Annotated in this window: 23 protein-coding genes, 1 other RNA gene and 3 pseudogenes; 16 read left to right on the top strand and 11 right to left on the bottom strand. The window is 71.9% G+C overall.

Translation table 11 applies throughout. The features are described from left to right. Positions 1-15: 15 nt before the first annotated feature. Positions 16-1218 carry a bifunctional RNase H/acid phosphatase gene (locus N8I84_RS12790; RefSeq protein ID WP_263229644.1) on the top strand — a complete coding sequence of 401 codons (1203 nt, stop codon included), beginning with the start codon at positions 16-18 and terminating at the stop codon, positions 1216-1218. Here the strand turns inward: N8I84_RS12790 and eda are convergent. Together eda and yaaA are read right to left on the bottom strand one after the other, a co-directional pair. Then, positions 1193-1885, bottom strand: coding sequence for a bifunctional 4-hydroxy-2-oxoglutarate aldolase/2-dehydro-3-deoxy-phosphogluconate aldolase (gene eda / locus N8I84_RS12785; protein WP_263229643.1), 693 nt, complete (start codon positions 1883-1885; stop codon positions 1193-1195). The two genes, N8I84_RS12790 and eda, sit on opposite strands and share 26 nt — an antisense overlap. Positions 1886-1966: 81 nt before the next feature. Then, complete coding sequence (gene yaaA, locus N8I84_RS12780) at positions 1967-2767, bottom strand: peroxide stress protein YaaA (RefSeq protein ID WP_263229642.1); 801 nt, start codon at positions 2765-2767, stop codon at positions 1967-1969. Positions 2768-2993: 226 nt separating this feature from the next. On the opposite strand from yaaA, the gene N8I84_RS12775 reads away from it, so the two are divergent. From N8I84_RS12775 to N8I84_RS12740, 8 genes and pseudogenes are all read left to right on the top strand, one after another. Next, the gene (locus N8I84_RS12775) at positions 2994-3572 is read left to right on the top strand and encodes a Uma2 family endonuclease (protein ID WP_263229641.1); all 579 of its coding nucleotides are present in this window, start codon (positions 2994-2996) and stop codon (positions 3570-3572) included. Between the two features lie 42 nt (positions 3573-3614). Next, positions 3615-4442: a helix-turn-helix domain-containing protein gene (locus N8I84_RS12770; protein ID WP_263229640.1), complete on the top strand. Its 828-nt coding sequence runs from the start codon at positions 3615-3617 to the stop codon at positions 4440-4442. 22 nt (positions 4443-4464) lie between these two features. Further along, positions 4465-5244, top strand: a pseudogene (locus N8I84_RS43110) (DMT family transporter); the annotation flags it as partial. Between the two features lie 127 nt (positions 5245-5371). Then, an RNA gene (gene rnpB, locus N8I84_RS12760) (RNase P RNA component class A) lies at positions 5372-5779 on the top strand. Between the two features lie 351 nt (positions 5780-6130). Beyond that, positions 6131-6358 (top strand): hypothetical protein, encoded by a 228-nt coding sequence (locus tag N8I84_RS12755; RefSeq protein WP_263229638.1) that lies wholly within the window; start codon positions 6131-6133, stop codon positions 6356-6358. Between the two features lie 5 nt (positions 6359-6363). Continuing rightward, a complete protein-coding gene (locus N8I84_RS12750) occupies positions 6364-8640 on the top strand; it encodes a TOMM precursor leader peptide-binding protein (protein ID WP_263229637.1) in 2277 nt (758 codons plus the stop codon). A gap of 252 nt (positions 8641-8892) precedes the next feature. Next, positions 8893-10005 carry a sensor histidine kinase gene (locus N8I84_RS12745; RefSeq protein ID WP_263229636.1) on the top strand — a complete coding sequence of 371 codons (1113 nt, stop codon included), beginning with the start codon at positions 8893-8895 and terminating at the stop codon, positions 10003-10005. 121 nt (positions 10006-10126) lie between these two features. After that, positions 10127-10639, top strand: a complete 513-nt coding sequence (locus N8I84_RS12740; RefSeq protein ID WP_263229635.1) for a flavin reductase family protein — start codon at positions 10127-10129, stop codon at positions 10637-10639. A gap of 61 nt (positions 10640-10700) precedes the next feature. Here the strand turns inward: N8I84_RS12740 and N8I84_RS12735 are convergent, their stop codons facing one another. Then, positions 10701-11621 carry an MBL fold metallo-hydrolase gene (locus N8I84_RS12735; RefSeq protein WP_263229634.1) on the bottom strand — a complete coding sequence of 307 codons (921 nt, stop codon included), beginning with the start codon at positions 11619-11621 and terminating at the stop codon, positions 10701-10703. Between the two features lie 203 nt (positions 11622-11824). On the opposite strand from N8I84_RS12735, the gene N8I84_RS12730 reads away from it, so the two are divergent. Beyond that, positions 11825-12433, top strand: a complete 609-nt coding sequence (locus tag N8I84_RS12730) for a response regulator transcription factor (RefSeq protein WP_263229633.1) — start codon at positions 11825-11827, stop codon at positions 12431-12433. A 77-nt stretch (positions 12434-12510) separates the two neighbouring features. Here the strand turns inward: N8I84_RS12730 and N8I84_RS12725 are convergent, their stop codons facing one another. Continuing rightward, the gene (locus tag N8I84_RS12725) at positions 12511-13152 is read right to left on the bottom strand and encodes a hypothetical protein (protein ID WP_263229632.1); all 642 of its coding nucleotides are present in this window, start codon (positions 13150-13152) and stop codon (positions 12511-12513) included. Positions 13153-13322: 170 nt separating this feature from the next. Between N8I84_RS12725 and N8I84_RS43400 the strand changes: the two are divergent. Beyond that, positions 13323-14140 (top strand): annotated as a pseudogene (locus N8I84_RS43400) (AfsR/SARP family transcriptional regulator). A 4-nt stretch (positions 14141-14144) separates the two neighbouring features. On the opposite strand, the gene N8I84_RS12715 reads toward N8I84_RS43400, so the two are convergent. Genes N8I84_RS12715 through N8I84_RS12705 form a run of 3 tightly spaced genes read right to left on the bottom strand, consistent with a single transcriptional unit; the run spans position 14145 to position 17205 of the window. Then, positions 14145-15035 (bottom strand): 4'-phosphopantetheinyl transferase family protein, encoded by an 891-nt coding sequence (locus tag N8I84_RS12715; protein ID WP_263229631.1) that lies wholly within the window; start codon positions 15033-15035, stop codon positions 14145-14147. Then, positions 15032-16738 carry an acyl-CoA dehydrogenase family protein gene (locus tag N8I84_RS12710; protein ID WP_263229630.1) on the bottom strand — a complete coding sequence of 569 codons (1707 nt, stop codon included), beginning with the start codon at positions 16736-16738 and terminating at the stop codon, positions 15032-15034. The genes N8I84_RS12715 and N8I84_RS12710 overlap by 4 nt, the downstream gene beginning before the upstream one ends. Before the next feature lie 26 nt (positions 16739-16764). Further along, complete coding sequence (locus N8I84_RS12705; protein ID WP_263229629.1) at positions 16765-17205, bottom strand: nuclear transport factor 2 family protein; 441 nt, start codon at positions 17203-17205, stop codon at positions 16765-16767. A gap of 183 nt (positions 17206-17388) precedes the next feature. Between N8I84_RS12705 and N8I84_RS12700 the strand changes: the two genes are divergently transcribed. The 4 genes from N8I84_RS12700 to N8I84_RS12685 are packed head-to-tail and all read left to right on the top strand — an operon-like array spanning position 17389 to position 20302. Next, entirely contained in the window at positions 17389-18174 is a 786-nt protein-coding gene (locus N8I84_RS12700) for an SDR family NAD(P)-dependent oxidoreductase (protein WP_263229628.1), read from the top strand. An 8-nt stretch (positions 18175-18182) separates the two neighbouring features. Next, positions 18183-19037 carry a DUF6081 family protein gene (locus N8I84_RS12695; RefSeq protein ID WP_263229627.1) on the top strand — a complete coding sequence of 285 codons (855 nt, stop codon included), beginning with the start codon at positions 18183-18185 and terminating at the stop codon, positions 19035-19037. A gap of 30 nt (positions 19038-19067) precedes the next feature. Next, positions 19068-19796, top strand: a complete 729-nt coding sequence (locus tag N8I84_RS12690; RefSeq protein WP_263229626.1) for an SDR family NAD(P)-dependent oxidoreductase — start codon at positions 19068-19070, stop codon at positions 19794-19796. Between the two features lie 35 nt (positions 19797-19831). After that, on the top strand, positions 19832-20302 hold the full coding sequence (locus N8I84_RS12685) for a hypothetical protein (protein WP_263229625.1): 471 nt from the start codon (positions 19832-19834) through the stop codon (positions 20300-20302). A gap of 63 nt (positions 20303-20365) precedes the next feature. Here the strand turns inward: N8I84_RS12685 and N8I84_RS12680 are convergent, their stop codons facing one another. From N8I84_RS12680 to N8I84_RS12665, 4 genes are all read right to left on the bottom strand, one after another. Then, positions 20366-21325 (bottom strand): aromatase/cyclase, encoded by a 960-nt coding sequence (locus N8I84_RS12680; RefSeq protein ID WP_263229624.1) that lies wholly within the window; start codon positions 21323-21325, stop codon positions 20366-20368. Between the two features lie 84 nt (positions 21326-21409). Further along, positions 21410-21682: an acyl carrier protein gene (locus N8I84_RS12675; protein WP_263229623.1), complete on the bottom strand. Its 273-nt coding sequence runs from the start codon at positions 21680-21682 to the stop codon at positions 21410-21412. Positions 21683-21732: 50 nt separating this feature from the next. Then, positions 21733-22950, bottom strand: a complete 1218-nt coding sequence (locus N8I84_RS12670; RefSeq protein WP_263229622.1) for a ketosynthase chain-length factor — start codon at positions 22948-22950, stop codon at positions 21733-21735. Continuing rightward, entirely contained in the window at positions 22947-24215 is a 1269-nt protein-coding gene (locus N8I84_RS12665) for a beta-ketoacyl-[acyl-carrier-protein] synthase family protein (RefSeq protein WP_263229621.1), read from the bottom strand. The genes N8I84_RS12670 and N8I84_RS12665 overlap by 4 nt, the downstream gene beginning before the upstream one ends. 343 nt (positions 24216-24558) lie before the next feature. Between N8I84_RS12665 and N8I84_RS12660 the strand changes: the two are divergent. Further along, positions 24559-25721: pseudogene (locus tag N8I84_RS12660) on the top strand (acyl-CoA dehydrogenase family protein). Positions 25722-25730 lie beyond the last annotated feature (9 nt).

Raw genomic sequence — 25730 nt, 5'->3', positions numbered from 1 at the left:
CAAGAGGCGTACGGCGTGCGGGAGTTCATCGTCGAGGCGGACGGCGGTTCCCGGGGCAACCCGGGGCCCGCGGGCTACGGTTCCGTGGTCCGCGACGCGGCGAGCGGCGAGACGCTCGCGGAACGGGCCGAGTTCATCGGCACGGCCACGAACAACGTCGCCGAGTACCGGGGACTGCTGGCCGGGCTTCGCGCGGCCCACGAGCTGGACCCGGGCGCGCGGGTACGGGTGCGGATGGACTCCAAGCTGGTCGTGGAGCAGATGTCGGGCCGCTGGAAGATCAAGCACCCGGCGATGAGACCCCTGGCGGTGGAGGCGGCCGCGGTCTTCCCGCCCGGGCAGGTCGCCTACGAGTGGATCCCGCGCGAGCAGAACAAGCACGCCGACCGTCTCGCCAACGAGGCGATGGACGCGGGGGCGCGGGGCGAGCGCTGGGAACCGTCCGGTTCGACGGCGGAGCCGGCTTCCAGTGGCGCCACGGGCTCCGGACGAGAGGCTCCCGCGGGTTCGGCGATGACTTCCGTGGGCCCGTCGGAGCGGGAGTCGGCCGACATCCGGGCCGCTCGCAACGTCGCCTCGGCGCCGCCCGACCTCGGCGCCCCCACCACCTTCGTACTGCTGCGGCACGGCGAGACCCCGCTGACTCCGCAGAAGCGGTTCTCCGGCAGTGGGGGCAGCGACCCGGGCCTCTCCGAGGTCGGCCGACGGCAGGCCGAACTGGTCGCCGGCGTGCTGGCCGCGCGCGGGACCGTGCAGACCGTCGTCTCCTCGCCCCTCGCCCGCTGTCGCGAGACGGCAGGTGTCGTGGCAGCCCGCCTCGGGCTGGAGGTCGGCATCGAGGACGGACTGCGCGAGACCGACTTCGGTGCCTGGGAGGGCCTCACCTTCGGCGAGGTCCGCGAGCGGTACCCGGACGACATGAACGCCTGGCTGACCGACCCCGAGGCCCGACCCACCGGCGGCGGCGAGAGCTTCGCGGCCGTCGCCCGCCGGGTCGCGGTGGCGCGGGACAAGCTGCTCGCCTCCCACGCGGGCCGCACCGTTCTGGTCGTCTCCCACGTGACGCCCGTCAAGACCCTGGTCCGGCTGGCGCTCGGCGCACCGCCCGAGGCCCTGTTCCGCATGGAGGTGTCCGCCGCGTCCCTCTCCGCGGTGGCGTACTACTCCGACGGCAACGCCGGCCTCCGCCTCCTCAACGACACGTCGCACCTGCGCTGACCGGCCGCCGCAGCCCCGCCGCCGCCCGGGCGAGGCCCTCGATCCGCGCCCAGTCCCGCCCGGCGATCGCGTCCTCGGGGACCATCCACGTACCGCCGACGCAGCCGACGTTGGGCAGGGCCAGGTACTCCGGGGCGTCCGCCGGTCCGATGCCGCCCGTCGGGCAGAAGCGGGCCTGGGGGAGCGGTCCGGCGAGCGACTTCAGGAACGCCGTGCCACCCGCCGCCTGCGCCGGGAAGAACTTCATCTCCCGCACGCCGCGCTCGAGGAGCGCCACGACCTCCGAAGCCGTCGACACCCCCGGCAGGAACGGCACCCCGGAGTTCTGCATGGCCGCCAGCAGCCCGTCCGTCCACCCGGGGCTGACCAGGAAACGCGCACCCGCCGCTACGCAGTCCGCCACCTGCTCGGGCGTGATGACGGTCCCGGCCCCGACCACCGCGCCCGCGACCTCACCCGACACCGCCCGGATCGCCTCCAGACCGGCCGGGGTACGCAGTGTCACCTCGATCGCGGGCAGCCCACCGGCCACGAGCGCCCGAGCGAGCGGCACGGCGTCGGCGACGTCCTTGACGACGACCACGGGGATGACCGGCGCGAGATCGAGCACCGGGTGGGCGGAGGGCGCGGCTGACGGCGCGGGGGACGCGGGCAGGGGCGAGGTCATGGCCGTCATCCTGCCCACGAATGACACCATGCGCAAAGCCCATTGCACATGCTGCAACGCCCGCTGCCGACGGGCGGCCGATCAGTGGATCTCGGTCACCACCACGTCCAACGACCAGGGCTTCCCCGCCCGGCCCGGCGCCTCGGCCTCCACCACGTACCCCAGGTCCCGCAGCACCTCGACCAGCTCCGCCGGATCCTTGGGCGCGACCCCGGCAGTCAGCAGGGCGCGGACGATCCGCCCCTTGGTCGCCTTGTTGAAGTGGCTGACGACCGACCGCTTCTCCACCCCGTCCACGACCTGGGAGTGCAGCACCCGCACGGTCGCCGTACGTCCGGCCACCTCGCCCTTCGGCTTCCATGCGGCCGCGTAGGCGGAGGACCGCAGGTCGAGCACCAGACCGCCGCCGGCCGCCTCGGGCAGGACGGAGGCCATCGGCGTCCGCCAGTACGCGCCGAGCGCCCCGAGCCCGGGCAGTTTCACGCCCATCGAGCAGCGGTAGGAGGGGATGCGGTCCGTGACGCGGACGGCGCCCCACAGCCCGGAGAAGACGAGCAGCGACCTGGCCGCACGCCGCTTGGCGGCAGTGTCCAGGGAGGCCAGGTCCAAGGCGTCGTACAGCACGCCGGTGTAGATCTCCCCGGCGGGCCGCGCCCCCGCCGTCAGCAGCCCGGCGTTCTTCGCGACCTCCCCGCGCAGCCCCTCACTGAGCCCGAGCACCTGGCTCGCCTTCTCCACGTCCCCCGCACACAGCTCCACGAGTTCCCCGAGCACGGCCTCCCGCGCGGCGGTCAGCCCCGGCAGGGACAACGACTCCAGCTTCAGCGAGGCACCGCGTCCGGAGGGCGCCTTGCCTTCGGAGGGCGGCAACAGGACGAGCACGGGTCTTCTCCTTGAACCTTGATCCGGGTGGTGGGGCCTGCGCCAGGTTACGGGGTGCCGCGGACCATCAGTGCAGACTTCGACGCCGCGGCAGGGGACGAGCGCGCGGCTCGGCGCCTGACGACCGTCGTGATCCTGTGCCACGATCGAGGGAAGGTTCCCGATCTCACGGCCAGGTGATCAGCGGATGTCCCATTCTGGCGAGCGACCGAAGGAGGGGCGTGACATGACTGCCACGGCCCATGAGCCGCTCACGCAGGAAGAGGACCTGCTGGAGGGCTTTCTCGCCCTGGAGACCCCAGAAGGTTTCCGGGCGGAGCTGATCGACCGGGAGATCGTCGTGACACCGCCGCCGGACGGGGAGCACGAGCACTACATCAGCCGTATCGTGCGGCAGGTGCTCAGGCGGTCCGAGACCGACATGGATTTCTCCGGGAACAAGGGCCTGATGCTGAAAAGCGGGGAGGCCTGCCCGAAGGACCACGTGATCCCGGACGTCACGTTTGCTCCCCTGGAACTGGGACTCTTCAGGACAGCCGACTCATGGATGCCCTGTGACGAAGTCGCCATGGTGGTCGAGGTGACGTCCACCAAGCCCCAGACCGACCGTGTGGCCAAGCGGCGTTGCCACGCCCGCGGAGGTGTCCCCCTCTACCTGCTCGTGGACCGTGAAGACTCGATGGTGACGTTGTTCAGCGACCCGGACAAGGATGACTACCGACGGCTGCCCAAGCGCGTCTTCGGCGATCCTTTGCCTCTCCCCGAGCCTTTCGCCTTCAGCCTGGAGACCAAGGACTTTCTCTGAGCAACTCGGCGTTGCACCCCTTGGGACTCCAGGGGGTGCGAGATGGGCGTACGGGAACAGGCCACGTGGACCAGGGCACGGCTCGGTGCCGGCGGTCCGCCCCTCGACCTGCTCACCGCCCGCTTCGACCGGCACCGCTACGCCCCGCACGCGCACGCGGAGTTCACCATCGGCGTCTGTGTCGGCGGCTCCGAGGTCATCGACTACCGCGGCGGCCACATCAGCACCGGCCCCGGCACCATCGTCGTCCTCGACCCCGGCGAGACCCACACCGGCGCCCCCGCCACCACCACCGACGGCTACGCCTACCGTGCCCTCTACGCCGACCCCGCCCTCCTCTCCGACGGCATCCTCGGCGGCCCGCCCCACTTCCGCGAACCGCTCCTCGACGACCCCGAACTGGTCACCGCCCTGCGCGCCACCCACACCGAACTCAGCGCCTGCCCCGACCCACTGGAAGCCGAGTCCCGCCTCCCGTGGCTGCTCACGGCCCTGGCCCGCCGCCACTCCACGGCACGCCCGGTACCCGACACGATCCCCGGCGCCTCCTCGGTCGCCCGCGCCGTCCGCGACCGCCTCGCCGACGAACTCCTCGCCCCGCCCTCTCTCGCCGGCCTGGCCGCGGACCTGGGCATGTCCCGCTACCAGTTGCTGCGCGCCTTCCGCACGACAACGGGCATGCCGCCGTACGCCTGGCTCGCCCAGTACCGCGTGACCCGGGCCCGCGGACTGCTGGAGACAGGCCTGCGCCCCGCCGAGGTGGCCCCACTGGTCGGCTTCGCCGACCAGGCCCACCTGACGCGCTGGTTCCGCCGCGTGCTCGGGGTGACCCCGGCGGCGTACCGCAACAGCGTTCAAGACGCGGCCTGAGGCCGGGCCTCACACTCACCGCATGACTGCACGCGGCTGGTTCCTCTTCTCCCTCATGGGAGTGATCTGGGGCGTCCCCTATCTGATGATCAAGGTGGCGGTGGACGTCGTGTCCCCCACCATGGTGGTGTTCACGCGCTGCGCACTGGGCGCCGCGCTCCTGCTCCCGTTCGCGATACGCCAAGGGAACCTCACCCGGGTCGTACGGACCCACTGGCGCCCCATGCTGGCCTTCGCGTGCATCGAGATCATCGGCCCCTGGCTGACGCTCACCGACGCCGAGCGGCACCTGTCCAGCTCGACGGCGGGCCTGCTGATCGCGGGCGTCCCGATCGTGGGCGTGGTCGCGGCCCGGCTCCTCGGTGACACGGAGCGCCTGGGCATACGACGGCTGACGGGCCTGGCGCTGGGCCTGGCCGGCGTCGGCGTCCTCACAGCCCCCCACCTGACCGGCGGCGACGCCCGTTCCCTGGCCGAGGTGCTGCTGACGGTCATCGGCTACGCGACGGCGCCACTGATAGCCGCCCGCCACCTCAAGAACGTGCCCACCCTCCAGCTCATCGCCCCCTGCCTGGCCCTGGCGACGCTGGTCTACGCCCCGGCGGCCGCGGCCACCTGGCCCACCACGGTCCCCTCCGCCCACGTCCTGGCCGCCCTGGCCGGCCTGGGCGTGATCTGTACGGCGGCAGCCTTCGTCGCCTTCCTGGAACTGATCAAGGAGGCGGGCCCGACCCGTGCGACGGTGATCACGTACGTCAACCCGGCGGTCGCGGTGGCGGCGGGCGCGACGTTCCTGGGCGAGCAACTTACGGCAGGCATGCTGATCGCCTTCACCCTGATCCTGGCGGGCTCGGTCCTCGCGACGGCCGGCCCCGCCGCCACCGCCCCGAAGCGGGCCGCACGCCCGGTACCATGGTCCACACGGCAGACGAGCCGGGCGGACGGCCGCGTGGAGTCCCCCTGACGGGGAGCTTCCCGAGGAACGTCCGGGCTCCACAGGGCAGGGTGGTGGCTAACGGCCACCCGGGGTGACCCGCGGGACAGTGCCACAGAAAGCAAACCGCCGGGGACCTCGGTCCACGGTAAGGGTGAAACGGTGGTGTAAGAGACCACCAGTGCTCAGGGTGACCTGGGCAGCTAGGTAAACCCCACCCGGAGCAAGGTCAAAAGGAGCGCTGTAAAAGGCGCTCTGCGCGGACGCTGGAGGGCTGCCCGCCCGAGTCCGCGGGTAGACCGCACGAGACCGGCGGCAACGTCGGTCCTAGATGGATGGCCGTCGCTCCAGGGCCCGCGAGGACCCTGGAGAACAGAACCCGGCGTACAGCCCGACTCGTCTGCTTTTATGGCCCTGATCTGGGGAGTCGCCCGGAGCAGGGCCTTTTTTGTGCAACGGCTGTGGTGGGGAGCGGCTGGCGGGGCGTGACTTGGCTCGTCGACGGAGTCGCCCAGCGAGTGCCGCGCAGGTTCGGACAGAACCCCTGGCCGGAGCAACGAACTTCTCCGTAACCCAGCGGAAACAGCCGCAACGCAAGGTCCGTCCGGACATTCGCAGACCCATGAAAAGTTCATGTTCGAGTGGTGAGGACGGCACTGTCCGTGATCGCCGGCCTCTTCGCAAGATTCTCTCCAGGGCGGACGACGGGTGTCCGTCCGGAACGCATCGAGGCAGAGCGAGAGAGGGGAACGCCATGACGGAGAACGTCACCACCGCAGCGAACATCTTCGAGGTCGACCCGTACGGCGAGCTGGTCCGGCTCGGGCTGCTGCCCGGCACCGTCGCCCCGCGGCCGAGCGCCCCGCGCGCAGAGTCCGCCGCGCGGCTGGACATCGAGGAGCTCGATGTGTTCGACGGCACCCGCCCGATGACCGCCGGTCTGTGCGTGCGCAGCGTCCCGGCCGAGCGCGCCGCTGCGTGACCGTCATGGAGGGAAGGGAGCCGCGGGTCGGGTTCAAGAAGCACCTCAGGGTGGAGGTGGTCCCGGGAGAGGCCGCCTACCTCATGTCGGCACAGGGGGTCACCGTGCTGCGGGGCGTGGACGCCGAGGCGCTGGCGCCCTTGCTCGACGGGACCCGGACGCTGTCCGGGATCCTGGCGGAGGCGTCCCGCGCCGTCCCCCTGCCGCAGGCCGAGGATGCCATCCGGCGCCTCGCCGAGGCCGGCCTGGTCCGGGCACAGGGGGCGGCCGACGCCGACGAGGCCTTCTGGACGCCGGGCACCCTCGACACGGAGGCCTACTGGGACCTGGCAGGGCTCGACGGGGCGCAGGCCGCCGCGCAGGTGGCCGGCACCCCGGTCCGGGTGCGCTGTCTGGACGGCGTCGATCCGGGCGAGGTCGCCGAGGCGTGCGAGAGCGCGGGGCTGCGCGTGGACGACGGCCCCGCGGCGCTCACCCTCGTGGTCTGCGGCGACTATCTCGACCCGGCCCTCTTCGACGTGGATGCCGCCCAACGGGCCGACGGGCAGCCCTGGTTGCTGGCCAAGCCCGGCGGCTTCGAACCCTGGACCGGCCCCGTCCTCCGCCCCGACGGCGGGCCCTGCTGGAACTGCCTGGCGGACCGGCTCCGCGGCCACCGACGCTCCGAGCGGCCCGTGCAGCGGGCGCTGGGTCTGACCGGACCCGTGCCCCGGCCCACGGCCTCACCCTCAGCCGGGCGCGGGCTCGGTCTGCAGATCGCCGTCCTGGAAGCCGCCAAGTGGCTGGCAGGCATGCGCTACGACCGCCAGGACGCCGTCTTCACCTACAACACCCTCACCCTGCGCGGCGCCGGCCACGAGGTGCGGCGCAGACCGCAGTGCCCGGCGTGCGGCGACCCCGGCCTCGTCGCCGAGCGGGTCCACAGTGCGGTGGTCCCGGTGTCGCGGGCCAAGGGGCACAACGCAGGCAACGGCGAGCGTTTTCTGACGTCCGGCCAATTTCTCGAGACGTACGGCAATTTGGTGGGACCGGTTACCGGGATCGTAAGCGAGATACGGCGTGACCCGGCGGGCTGCGAGTTCGTCGACAGCTATGTGTCGGGGCAGAACCTGGCCGTCGACGCCCGTACGCTCGCCGGGCTGAGGGCTGGACTGCGCAACCTGAGCGGCGGCAAGGGACTCAGCCCCCTCGAAGCGCGGGCGAGCGCGCTCGGCGAGGCCGTCGAGCGGTACTGCGGATCGCGGCACGGCGACGAACCCGTGGTGCGGGACACGTTCCACGCACTGGGCGATGCGGCCCTGCACCCCAACGCCTGTCAGCTTTACGACGTACGCCAGTACCGCGACCGTGAGGCCTGGAACCGGACGCGGTCGCACTTCCAGTACGTGCCGCGGCCCTTCGACGTCGACCGGCCGACGGACTGGACCCCCGTCTGGTCGCTCACCGCCGGCACCCATCGGCTGCTGCCGACATCGTTCCTCTACTTCGACGCGGAGTCCGGCCCCGACTCGGTGTGCGCGGACTCCAACGGCAACGCCGCCGGCTCCACCCTCGAAGACGCCCTGGTCCAGGGCTTCCTGGAGCTTGTGGAGCGGGACGCGGTCGCCCTGTGGTGGTACAACAGGACCCGCCACGCGGCCGTCGACCTGGACGCCTTCGACGCGCCGTGGGTAGAGCGGATCAAGCACGGCTGCCGGCTGATCAACCGCGAGGTCTGGGCCCTCGACCTCACCTCCGACCTGGGCATTCCGGTGGTGGTCGCGCTCTCCCGGCGCACCGACAAACCCGCCGAGGACGTGGTCTTCGGCTTCGGCGCCCACTTCGACCCCGCGATCGCCCTGCGCCGCGCCCTGACCGAGATGGCCCAGTTGCTGCCGGCCGCTGCCAAAGCCCGGCCCGACGGCACCGGCTACACCCTCACCGACCCCGAGCCGCGCGCCTGGTGGCAGCACGCCACACTCGCCAACCAGCCCTATCTGCGAGCCCATCCGCAGCAGACGCCGCGCACCCCGGGACACTGGTCCCACACCCCGCGTGCCGACTTCGCCGACGACGTCACCGACATCCTCGCCCTGACCCGGCGCCACGGACTGGAGCTCCTCGTGCTCGACCAGACCCGCCCCGACATCGGGCTTCCTGTGGTCAAGGTGATCGTTCCGGGCCTTCGGCACTTCTGGGCGAGATTCGCTCCCGGGCGGCTGTACGACGTCCCGGTCCGGACAGGGCGGCTCGCCGCGCCGACGCCGTACGAGCAGCTCAACCCCATCCCTTTGTTCGTATGACCGACCACTTCCGGACCGGCGGTCCGGTGGACGGATTTTTGCCATGCGTTGACACGACCTCCGTATGATGCTGCGTGGTCGTAGCCGTACTTGGGGGGTACCTACGTGTCACGCGGCGAAGCGCACCGGAGCGTGCCAGGCGAAACGTCACAGCACGAACCACCGGAGGTAGCCGGTGACCCGGTCGCCGACCCGCCCGGACGCGGACCGGGTACCGCCGGGGAGGTTCCGGCCCCCAGGCTCGCCCGCGCGATGCTGATCGCGGTGCTGCTCAGCTTTCTGCTGATCACCTTCCTGAACATCACGCGCCAGCACTTACGCCCGCACATGCTCATCATCGGTCTGGTCAGCCTGGGGCTGATCTTCGCCCTGCAGCTGCGGCACTCGGCGGCCGGGGCCGCCCGCGCGCCGGGGCGCCGCAAGCTGGTGACCCTCGGCCTGCAGGCCGCGCTCACGTATCTGCCGCTGTTCTTCTTCCGCTCCGAATGGGGTGCGATGGCGGGCTTCCTCGCGGGTTCCGTGCTGCTGGTCCTGCCGGCCCGGGTCGGCTGGACCCTGTACGGGATCATCGGGCTCACCATGCTGTGTCTGCCGATCGAGGACGGCAAACCCCTGTCGGACAGCGCCTACTACGCGGAGTCGACGCTGCTGTGCGGGCTCGTCGTGTACGGCTTCACCTGGCTCACCGACCTCGTGGTGCGGGTCCAGGCCACCCGCGGTGAACTGGCCCGCACCGCCGTCGCCAACGAACGCCTGCGCTTCGCCCGCGACCTGCACGACCTGCTCGGCTACAGCCTCTCCGCCATCACGCTGAAGTGCGAGCTGATCCACCGCATCGCGCTCAGCCATCCCGAACGGGCCCGTGAGGAGATCGAGTCGGTGCTCACCATCTCGCGCCAGTCCCTGGCCGACGTGCGGATGGTGGCCAGCGGGTACCGGAAGATGTCGCTCTCCCAGGAGGCCGCGTCGGCCGACTCGGTGCTGGGCGCCGCGGGGGTCGACGTGGAGGTCGACATCCGGCTGGGGCCGCTCACCCCGCAGGTGGACACCGTCCTCGCCACGGTGCTGCGCGAGGGCATCACCAACGCCCTGCGCCACAGTGAGGTGGGGCGCTGCACGATCAGGGCCTGGGAGCAGGGCGGTCAGGCCATGCTGTCCGTGGTCAACGACGGGGTCGACCCCGGCCGCCGCGATCTGTCGCCGCACCGCGGCAGCGGCCTGGGCAACCTGGCCGTGCGCCTCAGCGACGTCGGCGGCTCACTGATCGCGTCCGTGCGCGAAGACGGCTGCTTCGAGATCCTGGCCGAGACGCCGCTGCCACCGGCCGGTCCGGTGGCGGTGCCGGAGTCGGAATCCGTGGCCTGAGGCGGCCCCGGCCCACCTCCAGTCCGCATCCAGCGGCCCTCCACCCGGCTCGCCGATGCTCGGTGCCAGGCGCGGCGCCGTGCCGTGCGAGCCGGATGGAGAAAGCGACGGTGAGGCTCAAATGGCCGTGGACTCAGGACGGTTCCGGGAGCTCTTCGGCTCCTTCCCGACATCCGTCTCGATCGTCACAACGCTGGACCGTACGGGCGATCCCCGCGGATTCACGTGCAACGCGGTGTCCGCGGTATCGATGGACCCGCCGCTGCTGCTCATCTGCGTCGACAAGGGGTCGCGCAGCCTGCCGGCCCTGCAGCACTCCGGCGTCTTCGTCGTCCATGTCCTGGCCGACGGCGGGCAGGACGCCTCGGAGCGGTTCGCGGGCAAGTCGGCCGACAAGTTCGCCGGCCACCCGTGGCGTCCCTCTGCGGTCGCGGGCGGTGCGCCGGTGCTGAGCGACATCGCACTGGGCCATGCCGAGTGCACGGTCGTGCAGCGGGTGGAGGCCGGCGACCACTGGATCCTCATCGGCCGGGTGGAGGCCGCGGAGGTGTTCTCCGGCCGGCCCCTGCTCTACCACCGACGCGCCTACAGCGTCTGGGACCCCACCGCCGAACTGGCGGGCACGCCCGGCTGACATTGAACGAGCGGGCCTCCCCGGAACCCCGGAGAGGCCCGCTCAGCGTTACCCACGGCGCTCAGGCGTGACAGGCCGGCAGCCCCCCGTGGAACTCCACCATCTCGCCGAACAGCACCCCGATGTCCAACCGTTCACCCGGCAGCCCGCCGAGCGCCTCCGCGTACGCACGATGCAGGTTCGGCACGAGCCGTTCGGAATCGAGGAGTTCCCCGTACTCGCCCAGATCCGTCTCCCGCGCCAGCTCCAGCGGGCCGAGCTTCGCCTCCAGCCCCTGCCGCGCCAGCTCCTGCACCCATCGCAGATACCCATCGGCCCGGTCGAGGACTTCGGGTCCCGCCACCGGCCCGTGCCCGGTCACCACCGTCCGCGCACCCAGCCTCCGCAGCTCGGCGATGGCGTCGAGCGAACCGGACACCGAACCCATGGGGCAGAACGGGGTGACGTCCGACATCACCAAGTCACCGGTGAACAGCACACGTTGCTCGGGCAGCCACACCACGGTGTCGTCCGTCGTGTGTCCGGGTCCCAGGTGCAGCAGTTCGGCGGTCACCTCGCCGACGTGCAGCGTCAGCCGGTCCCGGTACGTCAACGAGGGCAGCGCCAGCGAGAGCCCGCCCCACTCCACGTCCGGCCACAGGGTGGTCAGATGCAGGCCGGCGCCGGCCATCTCGGCCCGGGTGCGCTCGTGCGCCACCACCACGGCCTGCGGCGCGAAGACGAAGTTGCCGAAGGTGTGGTCGCCGTGGAAATGAGTGTTGACCACGGTCCGCGGCGCGCCGGGCGACACTCGGCACACGGCGTCCCGCAGCGCGAGGGCGCGGGACTCGGTGGCCGCCGTGTCCACCAGGGCGCACTCGCCGCCGGACACGATCAGGCCGGCGTTGTTCAGGCACCAGCCCCCGTCCGGCTGGACATAGGCGAAGACCTGGTCCGCGACCTCCTCCAACCTGGGTTCCGACTCCGTACGCAGCACTGTCACAGCCGTCTCCTGGTCTGCTCGTGGTCAGGACGACCACGGTGACCGTCCGGCATCGAGGGCCGGTCGAACCCGGGCGGATCGGGAACGCGATGCGGTACCTGTTTCGCTGAAGTGGTCTGCGATCGGGAACGGTTGGTTGATTACGATCGTTGGACTGCACGGAGCAGTGTGAGCGGTTCAAGCCTGCGACGGGGAGACACGCTTTGATACGCATCCTGCTGGCCGAGGACATGCACATGGTCCGCGGCGCTCTGGTTGCCCTGCTGCAGTTGGAGAGCGACTTCGAAGTCGTCGCCGAGGTGGAGCGCGGCGACCGGATCGTGCCGACCGCCCTCCACGAGCGGCCGGACGTCGCCATCATCGACATCGACCTGCCCGGCGTGGACGGACTGACCGCCGCGGCCCAGCTGCACGACCGGCTCCCCGAGTGCCGGTGCCTGATCCTCACCAGCCTCGGCCGCCCCGGCACCCTGCGCCGGGCCCTGGCCTCCAAGGTCTCCGGCTTCCTCCTCAAGGATGCCCGGCCCAAGGAGCTCGCCGAGGCGGTGCGGCGGGTGCGCGCGGGGCACCGGGTGATCGACCCGCAGCTCGCCATGGACGCGTGGGGAGGCGCGGAAAGCCCTCTGACCGACCGGGAGCTGGAGGTCCTGCGGCTGACGGCGGACGGGGCGGAGGCGTCGGAGATCGCGGCTATGTTGCATCTATCGGTGGGTACGGTACGGAACTATCTGACGAGCGTGGTCGCCAAGGTGAACGGCCGCAACAGGGTGGACGCGGTGCGAATCGCCCGCGAATCGGGTTGGCTGATCTGAAACCCCCTACAGGGGCGCGGTGAACTGCGCGAACAGCCATGACATACCCGCAGACACCCGATGACCATGCGCGGCACTCACCCCTTGTCCGTCATTCCGGTGGCGGCCAGGTAGGCCAGAACATCCGCCGCCGTCGCGGGAGCCAGCGGAAGCGCAAGCACCTTCGCCGGGCTCGTCGGACGCGCGAGTACCTGTGCCGACCACGCCGCCTCGGGGCGGTGCAGCACCACGCGGAACGGCGTGAGGATCGACTCGACGACCAGCGCGCCCGCCTCGCTGCGCGACGTGGCGAACGGTGACAGTCTCAGCGGGACCGCCGCGGGTAGTCGTACCGGATCGAAGGCCGTGTCACGCGTCAGTGTGAAGACGGAGAGGAGCGGGCCTTTTTCGTCGTCTGTGCCCAGGCTGCGCACCACCAGATGAGACAGACGGCGCAGCACCGACCACACCGGGGAGGCTTCTGCCGGCCGTGTGCCGGGGTCGCGGGTGGCCGGGTGGGCCAGGGACGCGTCCACGTTCGACAGCAGTACGGGACCCAACGTCATCCGGCGCAGCACCTCGCGCAGAACCGGGTCTGCACACCGTACGGCCTCGGCGGCGCCGCCGCAGCGCAGCACCAACTCCCCGTCTGTGTACGCCTCGACGGTCACCTCTTCGCGCAGGGACCACAGCGGCAGCGTACGGGGGCCGGTCTGCGGAACCTCAGGATCGCAGGACACGCGGTACCTCCAGTAACCGCAGTGAGTATCGGGCCGCAGCGTGAGCGGGGGGCAGTGAACGGCTCATGCGGGAGGGGTGAGATGTTCACGCCTCGGAAGGTGACGAGGACACTGGGAAGCGACGGTGGCCGAATGTGACGATCCATGGCGAGGACCTAGGAGGTATCGCTGTGGAGATCAAGGTGCTCGGACCATTGGTGGTCCGTGAACGGGGCATGTCGATCGTGCCCAGCGCAGGCAAACCACGACAGATCCTCGCCGTGCTCGCGCTGCGCGCCGGCCGGGTCGTGCCGGCCGCCACGCTCATGGAGGAGATCTGGGGCCAGGACATCCCGCGCAGTGCGGCGACCACACTGCAGACCTACATCCTGCAGCTGCGCAGGAAGATCGCGACCGCGCTCGGGGACGCGCCGGGCCTGACACCCAAGGACGTGCTCGTCACCAACTACGGCGGCTACCTGCTGAAGGCGGAGGCGCAGGACAGTGACCTGCGGCAGTTCGAGCGCCTGTCGGCCGCCGGCGGCGCCGCCCTGGAGGGGGCGACGCCCGTGCGGCCGCCGACCTGCTGGCCCGCGCGCTCGGCCTGTGGAGCGGCGCGGCCCTCGCGGACGTACCCGTGGGGCCGGTGCTGGGCCTGGATCTGGTGGGGATGGAGGAGGCACGGATGCGCGCGCTGGAGCAGCGCATCGAGGCCGACCTGGCCGTTGGCCGGCACGCCACGCTCCTCGCCGAACTGCGCATGCTGGCGGAGCGGTTCCCGATGCAGGAGAGCCTGGTGGCGCACCTGATGCTGGCGCTGCACCGCTCCGGCAGCACGTGGCGGGCCCTGGAGGCTTTCCAGCGGCTGCGCGGCACGCTCGTGGAGGAGCTGGGCATCGAGCCCTCGGCCCGGTTGCAGGACCTGCACGGCAGGATGCTGGCGGGCTGCCCCTCCCTGGACCTGCCCGAGGACACGGGCTACGGAATGCCGGCCAGGCTGTCCGCCTGACGCGTCACCGCCCGGGACCGGACTCCGCGCCGTCGCGTGCGGGTTCCGGTCCGGCGCGGTGTGCGGCGGCCGCCAGGACCGTCGCCGCGAGGTCGCCGTCGAGCATCGTGCGGGCCTGTGTGTCACGAGTGGGACCGAGGGCGCGGCGCGAGATCGCGGCGCTCGCCGTGTACGCGCCGTCCAGCACATGCGACTGGAACGACCATCCGCCCTGCTCCACCGGCACCCCGTCGGCCCGCAGAAGCCGGCCGGGGCCCTCGCCGCCGACGGGCTCGAAACCGAACGACGTGAACGGCAGCCGCATCCCGAACCCGAGCGCCTTGCTGTACGCCTCTTTCAGCGTCCACAGCCGCACAAGCGCGGCGTTGCGCCGCTCGGCGGGCAGACGGCCGATGTCCTCCGCCTCCCGCGCGATGCAGATGTCACGCTCGACCGGGCTGCCGAGGACGGGCCGGTCGGCCGCCTCCACGTCCACCCCGACCAGGCCGAGCTGGCTCACCGCGACGACCAGCATCCGCCCGGTGTGGCTGAGACTCACCTCCAGCTGGTCGCAGCCCCGGACATAGGGTCGCCCGCCCGGCCTGCGCGCAAGCTCCAGCTGCTCGGGCTCGGCGCCGAGGGCCGCGGCCGCCGCGTGCTTGAGCAGCATCCGTGAGGCCGCGAACCGGTGCCGGTGCTCCGGGCTGCCGATCCTCTCGTACCGGCCGAACTCCCTGCCCAGCAGGCGCCTGATGGCCGCGGGTTCGGGCGCCCAGTCGGCCGGGCGTCCCCACACCAGCGCGTAGCCCGTGGCCGCCAGAGCCTGGTCCAGGCCGGGCAGGGGTGTGCGGGGACCCGGGGCGAACGTGGGGTCGGGGCCCGGGCGGTAGGTCTCCGGGAGCGATGCGATGGTCATACGGTGGTGCCTCCTGCCAGTGGTTCGTCGTACAGATCGAGCGTGCGGCGCCGCGCGCAGCGGGACAAAACCTCTGTCATCGCCGCGGCGGCGCTGTCGGCGACCTCAGCGGGCACGGGCAGCCCGAGCCGCACGGCTGTCCTGCCGAGCACGCCCAACAACAGGACAGGATCAGCCGGTTGGTTTCCTTGCTGCCACACACCAAGGCACGCGCCGGCCGCCGCGAGCAGCGTGTACCGCTCGGCGAGGGCGAAACCGCGCGGGTTCGCGAGCAGGGCCGGCTCCCCCTCGGGCAGACGGCGGCACTCCTCGCCGAGCATGGCCAGTTCGTCTGCCAGTTGCCGTACGAGCGTGGCGAGTGGCGTCCGTCGGGAGCCCAGCCGGGCCGGAGCCTCGCGCAGGGCGGCGGCCAGGGGGTCGTGCCGGGCGGCGAGGGCGAGGGCGGCCGGATCCCAGGGCGGCAGCGGTCCGTCGGCGTGGAACAGGGCGTCGGGCGCCGCTTCCGCGACGGGCCAGGAACGCCGCGCCAGCGAGGGGAGCTGGGGGAGCAGGCTGGCCAGGCTCGCGGCGGCGCCCGCATGCCCGGGCGGCATGCCGGCGAGGTCCCGCAGGTGCTTGCGAAAGGTGCCGTACGCGCCCTCCTCCCGGTGCACCCGGGGCCCGAGGATCGCCGCGAGATCGTCGGCCGCCTCCTGCAGCACCCTCGGCACCAGGTACTTGGCCGCCGCCGCGGGCATGCTCGAATCCCCTGGCGCCACATGCAGGGCGCGGATCGCGGCGAGCAGCAGGCAGTCGCACAGGAGCAGATCCAGAAAGGCCCCGGCGACGGCCGCGCGGGTGTAGCGGGCGTCGAGGGAGCGCACCCCGTCCGCGCCGCCCGAGCCGGACAGCTCGACCACGGTACGCAGTGCGGTGTCGGCGCAGCCGAGCGCCATCGCGGGGATGAGCGGGCGGGTGATCTGCAGGCAGCGCAGCATCACCTCGGTGCCGCAGCCCGCCGTGCCGAGCAGGGCCTCGGCCGGAGCCGGGCAGGCGGCGAACTCGATCCCGCCGACTGGACAGCCGCGGATCCCGTCGGCCCGGTAGCGGGGCAGGTCGCGCAGCGTCCTGGCGGGCACCCGGGCGCGCTCGACGAGGATGGCCGAGTGCGCACCACCCGCCCGCCCCGCCCCGGTGCGGGCCAGCACCACCAGGGCGCCGGCCCGGGCCGCGTTGGTCACCACCGGCTTGTGCCCCTGCAGCAGCAAACCACCCGCCCCGTCGGGAAAGGCGGTGACGCTGCTGGTGCTGAAGTCGTTGCCGTGGGCGATGTCGTGGAACATCACCGAGATCCGGCCGCCGTCCAGCAACAGCTCGGCGATGCGGGCCCGTTGGGCGGCCGAGCCGTGGACCCACACGGCGACCGCGGCCACGAGGGACGCGGCGCCGAAGCCAAGTCCGAGCGAGAAGTCCCGCCGGAAGACCGCGCGCAGCAGCCGGGCCGGCGCGTCTAGCCGGTCGAGCCGCCCGCCGAGCCCGGTGGGCACCAGCTCATGGTGCAGTCCGGCCTTGCTCAGCAACTCCTCCCCGCCCGGCAGCAGTTCACGCTGCCGGTCGGCGTCCAGCACCGCGCTGTGCCCGACCGGGTTCGCCGCGTCCAGCGGATCGCCGAGCAGCTCCTCCAGGGCCCGCACGCGGCCCGCCGGGTCCGCCGATGGCAGCATGGCCGTTCCTCCTCTTCCGGTTCGCCTCAGAACATCTGGTCGTGTGTCACCAGCCGAGAGCGGGTGAGCACCCGGCCCTCGTCGATCTCCAGGACGTCGTGCACCACGCAGCTCGGCGCGATCTCCGGCTTGCCGCCCGGACGGACGGTGACGACCAGGGCGTACACCGTGGACGCCAGGGAGCCGTCAGGCTGCGGAGTCAGCGCGATGTGGGTGAACCAGTGGCGGCGCTGCACCGGGTCGCCGTCGAAGCGCTTGTGGAACTCCACCAGTTCCGCGACGATCCCGGCCCGGGTGCGGGCGGGCTCGGCCTGCGGGGAGTGCTGGAAGGTCCCGTCCTCGGTGAAGGTGGCCGCGTAGTCCTCGAAGCGCAGGCTGTCCAGGGCCTGCATCTGGTGGGCGTAGAAGTGCTGCACGCGCGAGTACACATCGGTCGTCACATCGGGCGTCGCGAAGGTCTGGGTCATCTGAACTCTCCTGTTTCCGCCGGCTCCAGGCGCACATCGACCTCCCCACCGTCCCCGGGCCGCCTCGAACGAGGCTTGAAGCCCGCTGATCGAACCCGCTGCTCAAGGGCGCCTTGAGGGGGGCTCCAGACCGCCTGCCGAGTCTCGGAGGGAACCGTCCGACGCATGGACCATGGAGGAGAGATGACGCAGACTGCGGCGCCGGTGGCGCTGGTGACCGGTGCGACCAGCGGCATCGGCCTGGAGATCGCCGAGCGCCTCGGCTCGCTCGGCGCACGGGTTTATTTGTGCGCACGGCACACCGAGGAGCTGACCAGCACCATCAAGTCCCTTCAGGACAAGGGGTATGAGGCTGACGGCACCGTGTGCGACGTGGCGAGCGCGGAGCAGATCCGGGCCTATGTGCGCGCGGCCGTCGACCGGTTCGGGCCCGTCGACATCCTGGTCAACAACGCCGGCCGCAGCGGCGGCGGCGCGACCGCCGAGATCCCCGACGAGCTGTGGCTCGATGTGATCAACACCAACCTGAACAGCGTCTTCTTGATCACCAAGGAAGTCCTCACCACGGGCGGCATGCTCGCCGCCGGCCGCGGCCGCATCATCAGCATCGCCTCCACCGGGGGCAAGCAGGGCGTGGTGCACGCGGCACCCTACTCCGCCTCCAAGCACGGCGTCGTGGGCTTCACCAAGGCCCTCGGCCTCGAGCTGGCCCGCACGGGCATCACCGTCAACGCCGTCTGCCCCGGCTTCGTCGAGACGCCGATGGCCGAGCGGGTGCGAGAGCACTACGCCGGGATCTGGGGGGTCAGCGAGCAGGAGACCCACGACCGGATCACCGCCCGCGTGCCGCTGGGCCGCTATGTGACCACCCGGGAAGTGGCCGCCATGGTCGAGTACCTGGTCGGCGACGACGCAGCTGCCGTCACCGCGCAGGCCCTCAACGTGTGTGGCGGTCTCGGCAACTACTAGGGAGAGCCGTGATCACGCAGCAGCACTCACTCCTGCCGGCCGCTGAGGCCGGGCACACCCTGTTCCAGGACGACTTCCAGGACGGCCTGCGGCACACGGGCGACGACGCCCCCTGGGAGCTGCGGCCCGCGGGGGGCTTCCCGCACGGCGACGGGATCGTCCACCGCACGCCGGACGGCTTCGCGGTCGTCCCCACCGACCTGCACCCGGCCACCGGCGAACCCGCCTTCGCCCGGCCCACCGGACCCGAACCGCCCAGCGCCCTGCTGCGCTGGACGGCGGCCCTGCGGGCCACCGCGAGCTCGGGCGCGCCGGGCTTCGACGCCGAGCCCGGACGACTGCTCACCGCGGAGGCCGAGTTGGCGGTACGGGCCTTCGGTACCGGAGGATCCCCCGCCGACGGCACCGCGGCCGACCCGGCCCGCGATGTCGCCCGGGCCGCCGGAGTCCTGCTCGCCTTCGACCGCGAGACCGGCATGGTCTTCGACTTCGCCCTCACCGGCAGCGCGGTCTACGCGATCTACGAGCGGCTGCCCGTCGCGGGGCGCACGCACCGGGCGTTCTCCTGCGCCGTCCCCCTTGCCGGGGTGCGCCCGGGCCGCTTCCACCACTGCGCCCTGACCCTGGACCGAACCGCCTCCACCGTGACCTGGACGCTGGACGGCAGCGAGGTCCTCAGCGTGGCGAGCATCGGGTACCAGGACTTCCACGACTCCTTCCTGATGTGGGACGTCCCGGGTGCGGAGGAGGCGGTGACGCCACGTCAACTCGACTTCGGCTTCTCCCTGTTCGCCGCAGAACCCGCTGGGCAGGGCATCCGCCTCGAAAGCAGGGGCCTACGCGTCACCACGCAACCCGTCTGACCCACTTCTCACCCGAGGGAGCTACCCCGCATGTCCGCCCATCGCGTCGCCCTGGTGACCGGCTCCACGTCCGGCATCGGCGAGGCCGTCGCCCGCCGCCTGGCCGCTGAGAACATCCGCGTGGTGATCAATTCGACCCGCTCGGTGGAGGCGGGCGAGAAGCTCGCCGCCGAGCTGCCCGACGCCCACTACATCCAGGCCGACATCGGCGACGAGACCGAAGCCCGGCGCCTGGTCGCCGAGACCGTCGACCACTACGGACGGCTCGACATCCTGGTCAACAACGCCGGCACCACCCGCCTCATCCCGCACGCCGACCTGGAGGCCGCCACCCCCGACATCTGGCGCGAGATCCTCGGACTCAACGTCATCGGCACCTGGCAGACCACCGTGGCCGCCGTGCCGCACCTGAAGGCCGCGGGCGACGCCGTCGTCGTCAGCGTCTCCTCGGTCGCGGGCAGCCGCCCCGCCGGCAGCTGCATCCCGTACGCGATCAGCAAGGCCGCGATCGAGCACCTCACCCGGCTCCTCGCCAATGTGCTGGGCCCCGAGATCCGGGTCAACGCGGTGGCCCCCGGGCTCATCGACACCCCGTGGACCAAGGACTTCACCGCGATCGCCGAGCACGTGCGCGAGGCCACCCCGCTGCGCCGGGTCGGCGACCCCGAGGACGTGGCCGACGCGGTCTTCGGCCTGGTCTCCTCCGCCTACACGACCGGTGCCGTGCTGAGCGTGGACGGCGGTGCCCACCTCCTGTGAGACGGACGAGCCGCCGAGCGGAAGGAACGTAGGCCGTGCGTCTCGGCGTCAACCTCGGCTATCAGGGCGCGGGCCGGCCGGCCCGCGCCGCAGAGGATCTCGGATACTCCCTCGCCCTCGCCCCGGAAGGCATGCGCTCGGACACGCCGAGCGTACTCGGACTGGTGGCGGGGGCGACTCGCCGTGGCATCGGCGACCCCGACGCCAACCGCCACTACCGGCTGGCCGTAACCCTCGGCCACGCACGGCAGGCGGCAGAGGTACGACGACGGCTGGTGGCGGGCGATCGGGTGGTGGCGGCCGCCGCCGTGCCGGCCGAGTTCGTCGACGCCACGGCGCTCGCGGGGCCCGTGCGGCGGATCGCGCGGCGGATGCGGGCGTGTGCGGAGGCGGGAGTGACCACGCTCGGCGCGATGATCTCGGCGACGGCCACGGACGTCACGGGGCGCTTCGAGCAACTGCGTCTTGCGGCAGACACGTTGGACCTGTCGGGAGCGGAAGGCTGAGTGACGTACAAGAGCCGGGCACCTTCTTCATGAGGTGCCCGGCCCTTTCGGCCGTCGGCCGGTTCAGTCCACGCCCACCGTCAGCCGCGCCGCCGCGTACTCGCCGGCGTGCGTCAGCGTCGCGAGGCTGTTGCGGCCCAGCGCGTCGCGCAGGTAGGCGCGGGCGTCGGCCAGGGTGCTGCCCTCGCCCAGCACCTCGGTGATCGCGGTGGGATTGATCGCCACGGTGTGCGTGGCGGTGACCAGGCTGCCCTCGCGGCCCTCGGCGAAGTTCCAGCGGCCGCTGTGCCCGAGCAGCAGACGCGGGGCGACCCGCTGCTTGTACGCGATCCACTCCTGGCCCCGGCACACGCGGATCGACCGCGTCGTGTGCGCCGAGCCGTCCGAGGTCACCGTGTCCATCTCGAGGTCCTGCACCCCCGGCGAGGGCTCGCTCAGCCGGACCCGGCTCACGTGCGGCAGCCGCTCGGCCCAGTGCTCGGCGTGGTGGACGAAGTCGTAGGCGTCGGCGGCGGAGCCCGGCAGTTCGGCCGTGTCGGTGAAGGAGAAGACGAGGTCGTCCACCGGGTGGCCGGACTCCGCTATCCGGCCGAGCGCCGCCAGCTCGTCGGGGCTGTTGCGGTCGAGGGCCTCGTTGATCCAGCGCACCGTTTCGGGGTCGTCGCCGACCGCGGTGAAGTCATGGCGCAGGACTATCTCGGTACGTCCCCCGTCCAGCTCCCGGAAGAGCCACTCGCCCCCCATGGAGGCGATCGGGGCGCGGCTGCGCTCCTGCTGGAAGGTGATGCGCAGGGCGTCGGCGTCGAAGGTGCGGCGCGATACCCAGCTGCCCACTTCGCCGTTGACCACGGCCCAGATCTCGAAGCGCTCGCCGTACTCGTCGTGCTCCAGGAGGTCCACGTGCACGCTCGGCCCGAACACGGCCGGCCACCGGGTCACGTCCGCGACCAGGCCGTAGAGAGACCGCGCGGGAGCGTTCACGGTCAATGTGTGTTCCGTGTAGTGCTGTTGACGGAAGGGCATAAGTCCTTACTCCTCAGTGGATGCGGGTCCGGCTCCGGACTCCTGTGGGGGATGGCAGGAGTCCGGAGCCGGAGGGGGAGGGGGTCAGGCGGCGGCGGAGAGGCCGGTGTTGACCAGGCCGAGAAGGGCGCGGGGCGTCTCGACCTCGGTGATCTCGTCGTCGGGTATGCGGATGCCGTACTCCTGCTGGATCCGCGCGGCGCTCTCCATCAGCGCGAGCGAGTCGTAGCCGAGCTCCTCGAAGGGGATGTCGCTGATGTCGGTGGCCGGATCGGGCGCGCCGTCGAAGCCCGCGCTCTCGATCAGGATCCGCCGGATGTCGTCGATGTTCAGGCCGGTGACGGTCTGGACGGTCATGAGAGGTCTCTCTTTCTCTGTACGTGCCTTGTGACAGGCGTGTGACGGGATCAGACCGCGCGGACGACCAGCGCCGAGTTGAAGCCGCGGCGGCCGCGGGCGAGCACCAGGGCGGTACGGACCGGCAGTTCGCGCGCCTGGCCGAGGACCAGGTCGAGGCCGTACTCCTCGGGTACGTCGGTGGTGTGGGCGGTCGGCGGGACGACGCTGTCCCGGATGGCGAGCAGTGCGGTGGCGACGTCCAGTGGGCCGCCGCCGCCCGCGAGGCGGCCGGTCAGGGCCTTGGGGGCGGTGACCGACACGCCGCGCGCGCCGAAGACCTCCCGCAGCGCGGCGGCCTCGGCGCGGTCGAGGCCGGGATTGCCGGCCGCGTCCGCGAACACAACGTCGACGTCGGAGGGAGCCAAGTGGGCGTCGGCGAGGGCCAGTTCGATCGCGCGGCGCAGGCCCGGGGGGCGGCCGGAGCCGGGGGCCGGATCGAAGGTCGAGGCGTAGCCGGCCACCTCGCCGTAGAGGTGCTCCACGCTGCGCGCCCGCGCCGACTCCTCGTCCCCGACGATGAGGATCGCCCCGCCCTCGCCCGGCACATGGCCGCAGGCGGCGGCGTCGAAGGGCAGGTAGGCGCGGGCCGGATCAGACACCGTGCTGACCAGGCCGCCGGCCAGTTGGGCGGCGTAACCCCAGGAGTCCAGAGCTGAGTCGACACCGCCGGAGACCACCACTTCGGTGCCGCGGCGCACCGTGCGGCGGGCGTGGCCGAGGGCGTCGAGACCGCCGGCCTGCTCCCCGACGAGGGCGGCACTCGGACCGCGCATCTTGTTGCGGATGGAGATCTGGCCGGTGTTGACGGCATAGAACCACGCGAACGACTCGTAGACGCTGACGAATTCGGGTCCGCGGCTCCACAGCTTGTCGAACTCGTTGTGGGTGAAGGCAAAGCCGCCCTGCGCGGTCGAGGTGACCACGCCCATGCTGTAGTCGGCGAGGGCGTCCGCGCCGATGCCCGCGTCCTTCAGCGCCCAGTCGGCGGCGACGAGCGCGTACTGGGTGGAGACATCGGTCTGCGCGTGCAGCCGGTCGGGCAGGTGGTCCTCGACGTGGAAGTCGGTGATCTGGCCCGCGAGGCGGGAGGGGTAGCCGGCGGTGTCGAAGCGGTCCAGCTCGGTGATGCCGTTGCTGCCCGCGAGCACCGACTTCCAATACGCCTCCGTGCCGAGGCCGTTCGGGGCCACGACCCCGATTCCGGTGATGACTGTCCGCTTGCTCATGCCGTCACTTCCTGGGGTCGCTGGAGGACCATCGCGCTCTGGAACCCGCCGAAGCCGCTGCCGACGGTGAGCACGGCGTTCGTACGGTGTTCGCGCGCGGTGACCGGGACGTAGTCGAGGTCGCACTCCGGGTCGGCCTGGTGCAGGTTGGCCGTCGGGGGCACCACGTTGTGCTCGATGGCGAGCGCGCAGGCGGCGATCTCGATGGAGCCGATTGCGCCGAGCGAGTGCCCGACCATCGACTTGATGGAGCTGACCGGGATCCGGTAGGCGTGATCGCCGAGGCTGCGCTTGAAGGCGGCGGTCTCGTGCCGGTCGTTCTGCTTGGTGCCGGATCCGTGGGCGTTGATGTAGTCGATGGCGGTGGGATCCAGGCGCGCCTCGTCGAGCGCCCGGCGGATGGCCTCGGCCATCTCCCGGCCGTCCTTCTTCAGACCGGTCATGTGGTAGGCGTTCGAACGGGTCGCGTAGCCCGTGACCTCGGCGTAGATGTGCGCGCCGCGGGCCTTGGCGGCCTCGTACTCCTCCAGGACGAACATCGCCGAACCCTCCGCGAGGACGAAGCCGTTGCGGGAGTTGTCGAAGGGGCGCGAGGCGTGCTCGGGGTCGTCATTGCGCGTGGTGGTCGCCTTGATCGCGTCGAAGCAGGCCACCACGATCGGCGAGATGGGGGTGTCCGTTGCACCCGCGATCATCGTGTCGACGCTGCCCTCGCGGATCAGCTGGACGGCGTGGCCGACCGCGTCGAGCCCCGAGGTGCAGCCGTCGGACACCATCGTCACCGGCCCCTCGGCCCCCACGGACCAGGCGACCTCGGCCGGCATGATGCCGGGGCTCAGGTAGTCGAACATGTGCGGCGACAGGTAGGCGGGGTCGACCACCGGCTGGCGCCCGGCGTCCGACATCACCAGGTACTCGCTCTCCAGGCTGGTCGCGGAGGCCACCGCGCTGCCCAGGCTGACGCCGAGCCGGTGTGGATCGCCCGTTTCGAGGTCGAGCCCCGAGTCGGCCACCGCGTCCCGGGTGCAGGCGACGGCAAACTGGGTGGCCCGGTCCATGCGCCGTATCTCGCGAGGGGTGAAGCCCTCCAGCCTCGCGTCGAAGTCGATCTCGGCGGCCACCTGGGAGCGGAACGGAGAGGGGTCGAAGAACGAGATCCGCCTGGTCGCCGTGCGACCCGAGGTCAGCAGATCCCAGAACTCCTTGGTGCCCGTCCCGCCAGGAGCGCGCACGCCGATCCCGGTCATCACCACACGCCGGTTCATCGGGCACCTGCCGGGCGGCCCGGAGCGTCGGACGCTCCCTGAATACGGCCGCGGGTCGCCGTGCGGCCTTCGGTCGAGCAGAGCATCTCGTTGCGTTCCTTTCGTCTGCGCCGGGCGGGGATCTCCCACCGCCGACGGGAGATCGCCGTTGGCAGCTTCGAAGCTCGGCCAGCCGACTCGAAGGTGACTCGAAGGAGGGTGGGGCGGGTTGGGCGCGGTACGCGTTCGAGCGGTACTCCAGAAGCCGCTACGAGTCGGCCCCAGCCGGGTTCAAGGGGCGCTCCAGCAGGCCGTACGAGGCTGGTGACCGCTTGTCGTCCACCGACCGGAGGAGGTACTTCCGATGTCCGACGCCTCACCCGCCCGCGCCCCGGCGCCGACGGCGCGCGAGGTCGGCGTCCTGGCGGGCGCCCACGCCGCGAAGGCCGAACTCGACCGCATGCTCGGCCCGGAGGTGACGGAGGCGATCCGGGCCGGCGGCTTCGCCCGGCACTTCGTGCCCGCCCGCTGGGGCGGTACCGAAGGCTCCTTCGGCACGTTCGTGCGCGAGGTGGCCGACGTCGCCGCGGGTGACGCCTCGGCCGCCTGGTGCGCGTCGATCGCCGCGACCCTCGGCCGCATGGCCGGCTTTCTGCCCGAGGAGGGACAGCGGGCCGTCTGGGCCGACGGGCCCGACGCCTTCGTGGTCGGCGCCCTGATGCCGGGCGGCAACGCCCGTGCGGTGACCGGAGGTTGGGAGATCGACGGCAAGTGGGCGTTCCTCAGCGGGATCCACGCCTCCGACCACGCCCTGCTGTGCTGCCCGGTGCCGACGGCCGACGGCGGCCGGGATGTCCGCTTCCTGCTCGTGCCCCGGGCCGCCTACACGATCGAGGAGACCTGGTTCACGGTCGGAATGCGCGGCACCGGCAGCGACACCCTCGCCCTGGAGCCCACCTACGTCCCCCGCGAGCACACCTTCGCCCGGGCCGACCTGCTCGCCGGGCAGCCCGTCGCCTCGGAGGCGCACGTCAACCGCGTGCCGCTGAAGAGCGTGAGCGGCCTGTCCTTCGCGGCACCGGTGCTCGGCGCGGCCGAGGGCGCCCTGCACAGCTGGTCGGGCGCGGTCGCGCAGAAGCGACGGGTGGCGCCGTCGACGGAGCGGATCTCCGGCGGCCAGGACGCGACGAGCGAGCTGACCCTGGCCCGCGCGGCCGGTGAGATCGACGCCGCGCGCCTGCTCCTGGAGCGCGCCGCGGCGGACGCCGACGCGGGCGGCCGTCTTCGCTGACCGCGGCGCGCGCCCAGCGCGACCACGTACTGGCGGTGGAGCTGCTGCTTGACGCGGTGGGACGACTGGCCCGCACCGCCGGCACCCGGGCCCAGAGCGAGTCGGGAGACTTCCAGCGCTTCTGGCGGGACGCGAACGCGGCGTCAGGACACGCGGTGCTGCAGTGGGAACCGGCAGCGCGGGGATATGCGGGGTTGGTCCTCGACGGGGAGCCCTGGAGCTTGACGAACCGCTGAGGGCTCTGT

This window comes from Streptomyces cynarae, from assembly GCF_025642135.1.
In the GTDB taxonomy this organism is placed as follows: domain Bacteria; phylum Actinomycetota; class Actinomycetes; order Streptomycetales; family Streptomycetaceae; genus Streptomyces; species Streptomyces cynarae.
This window is presented reverse-complemented; position numbering and strand designations above follow the sequence as displayed.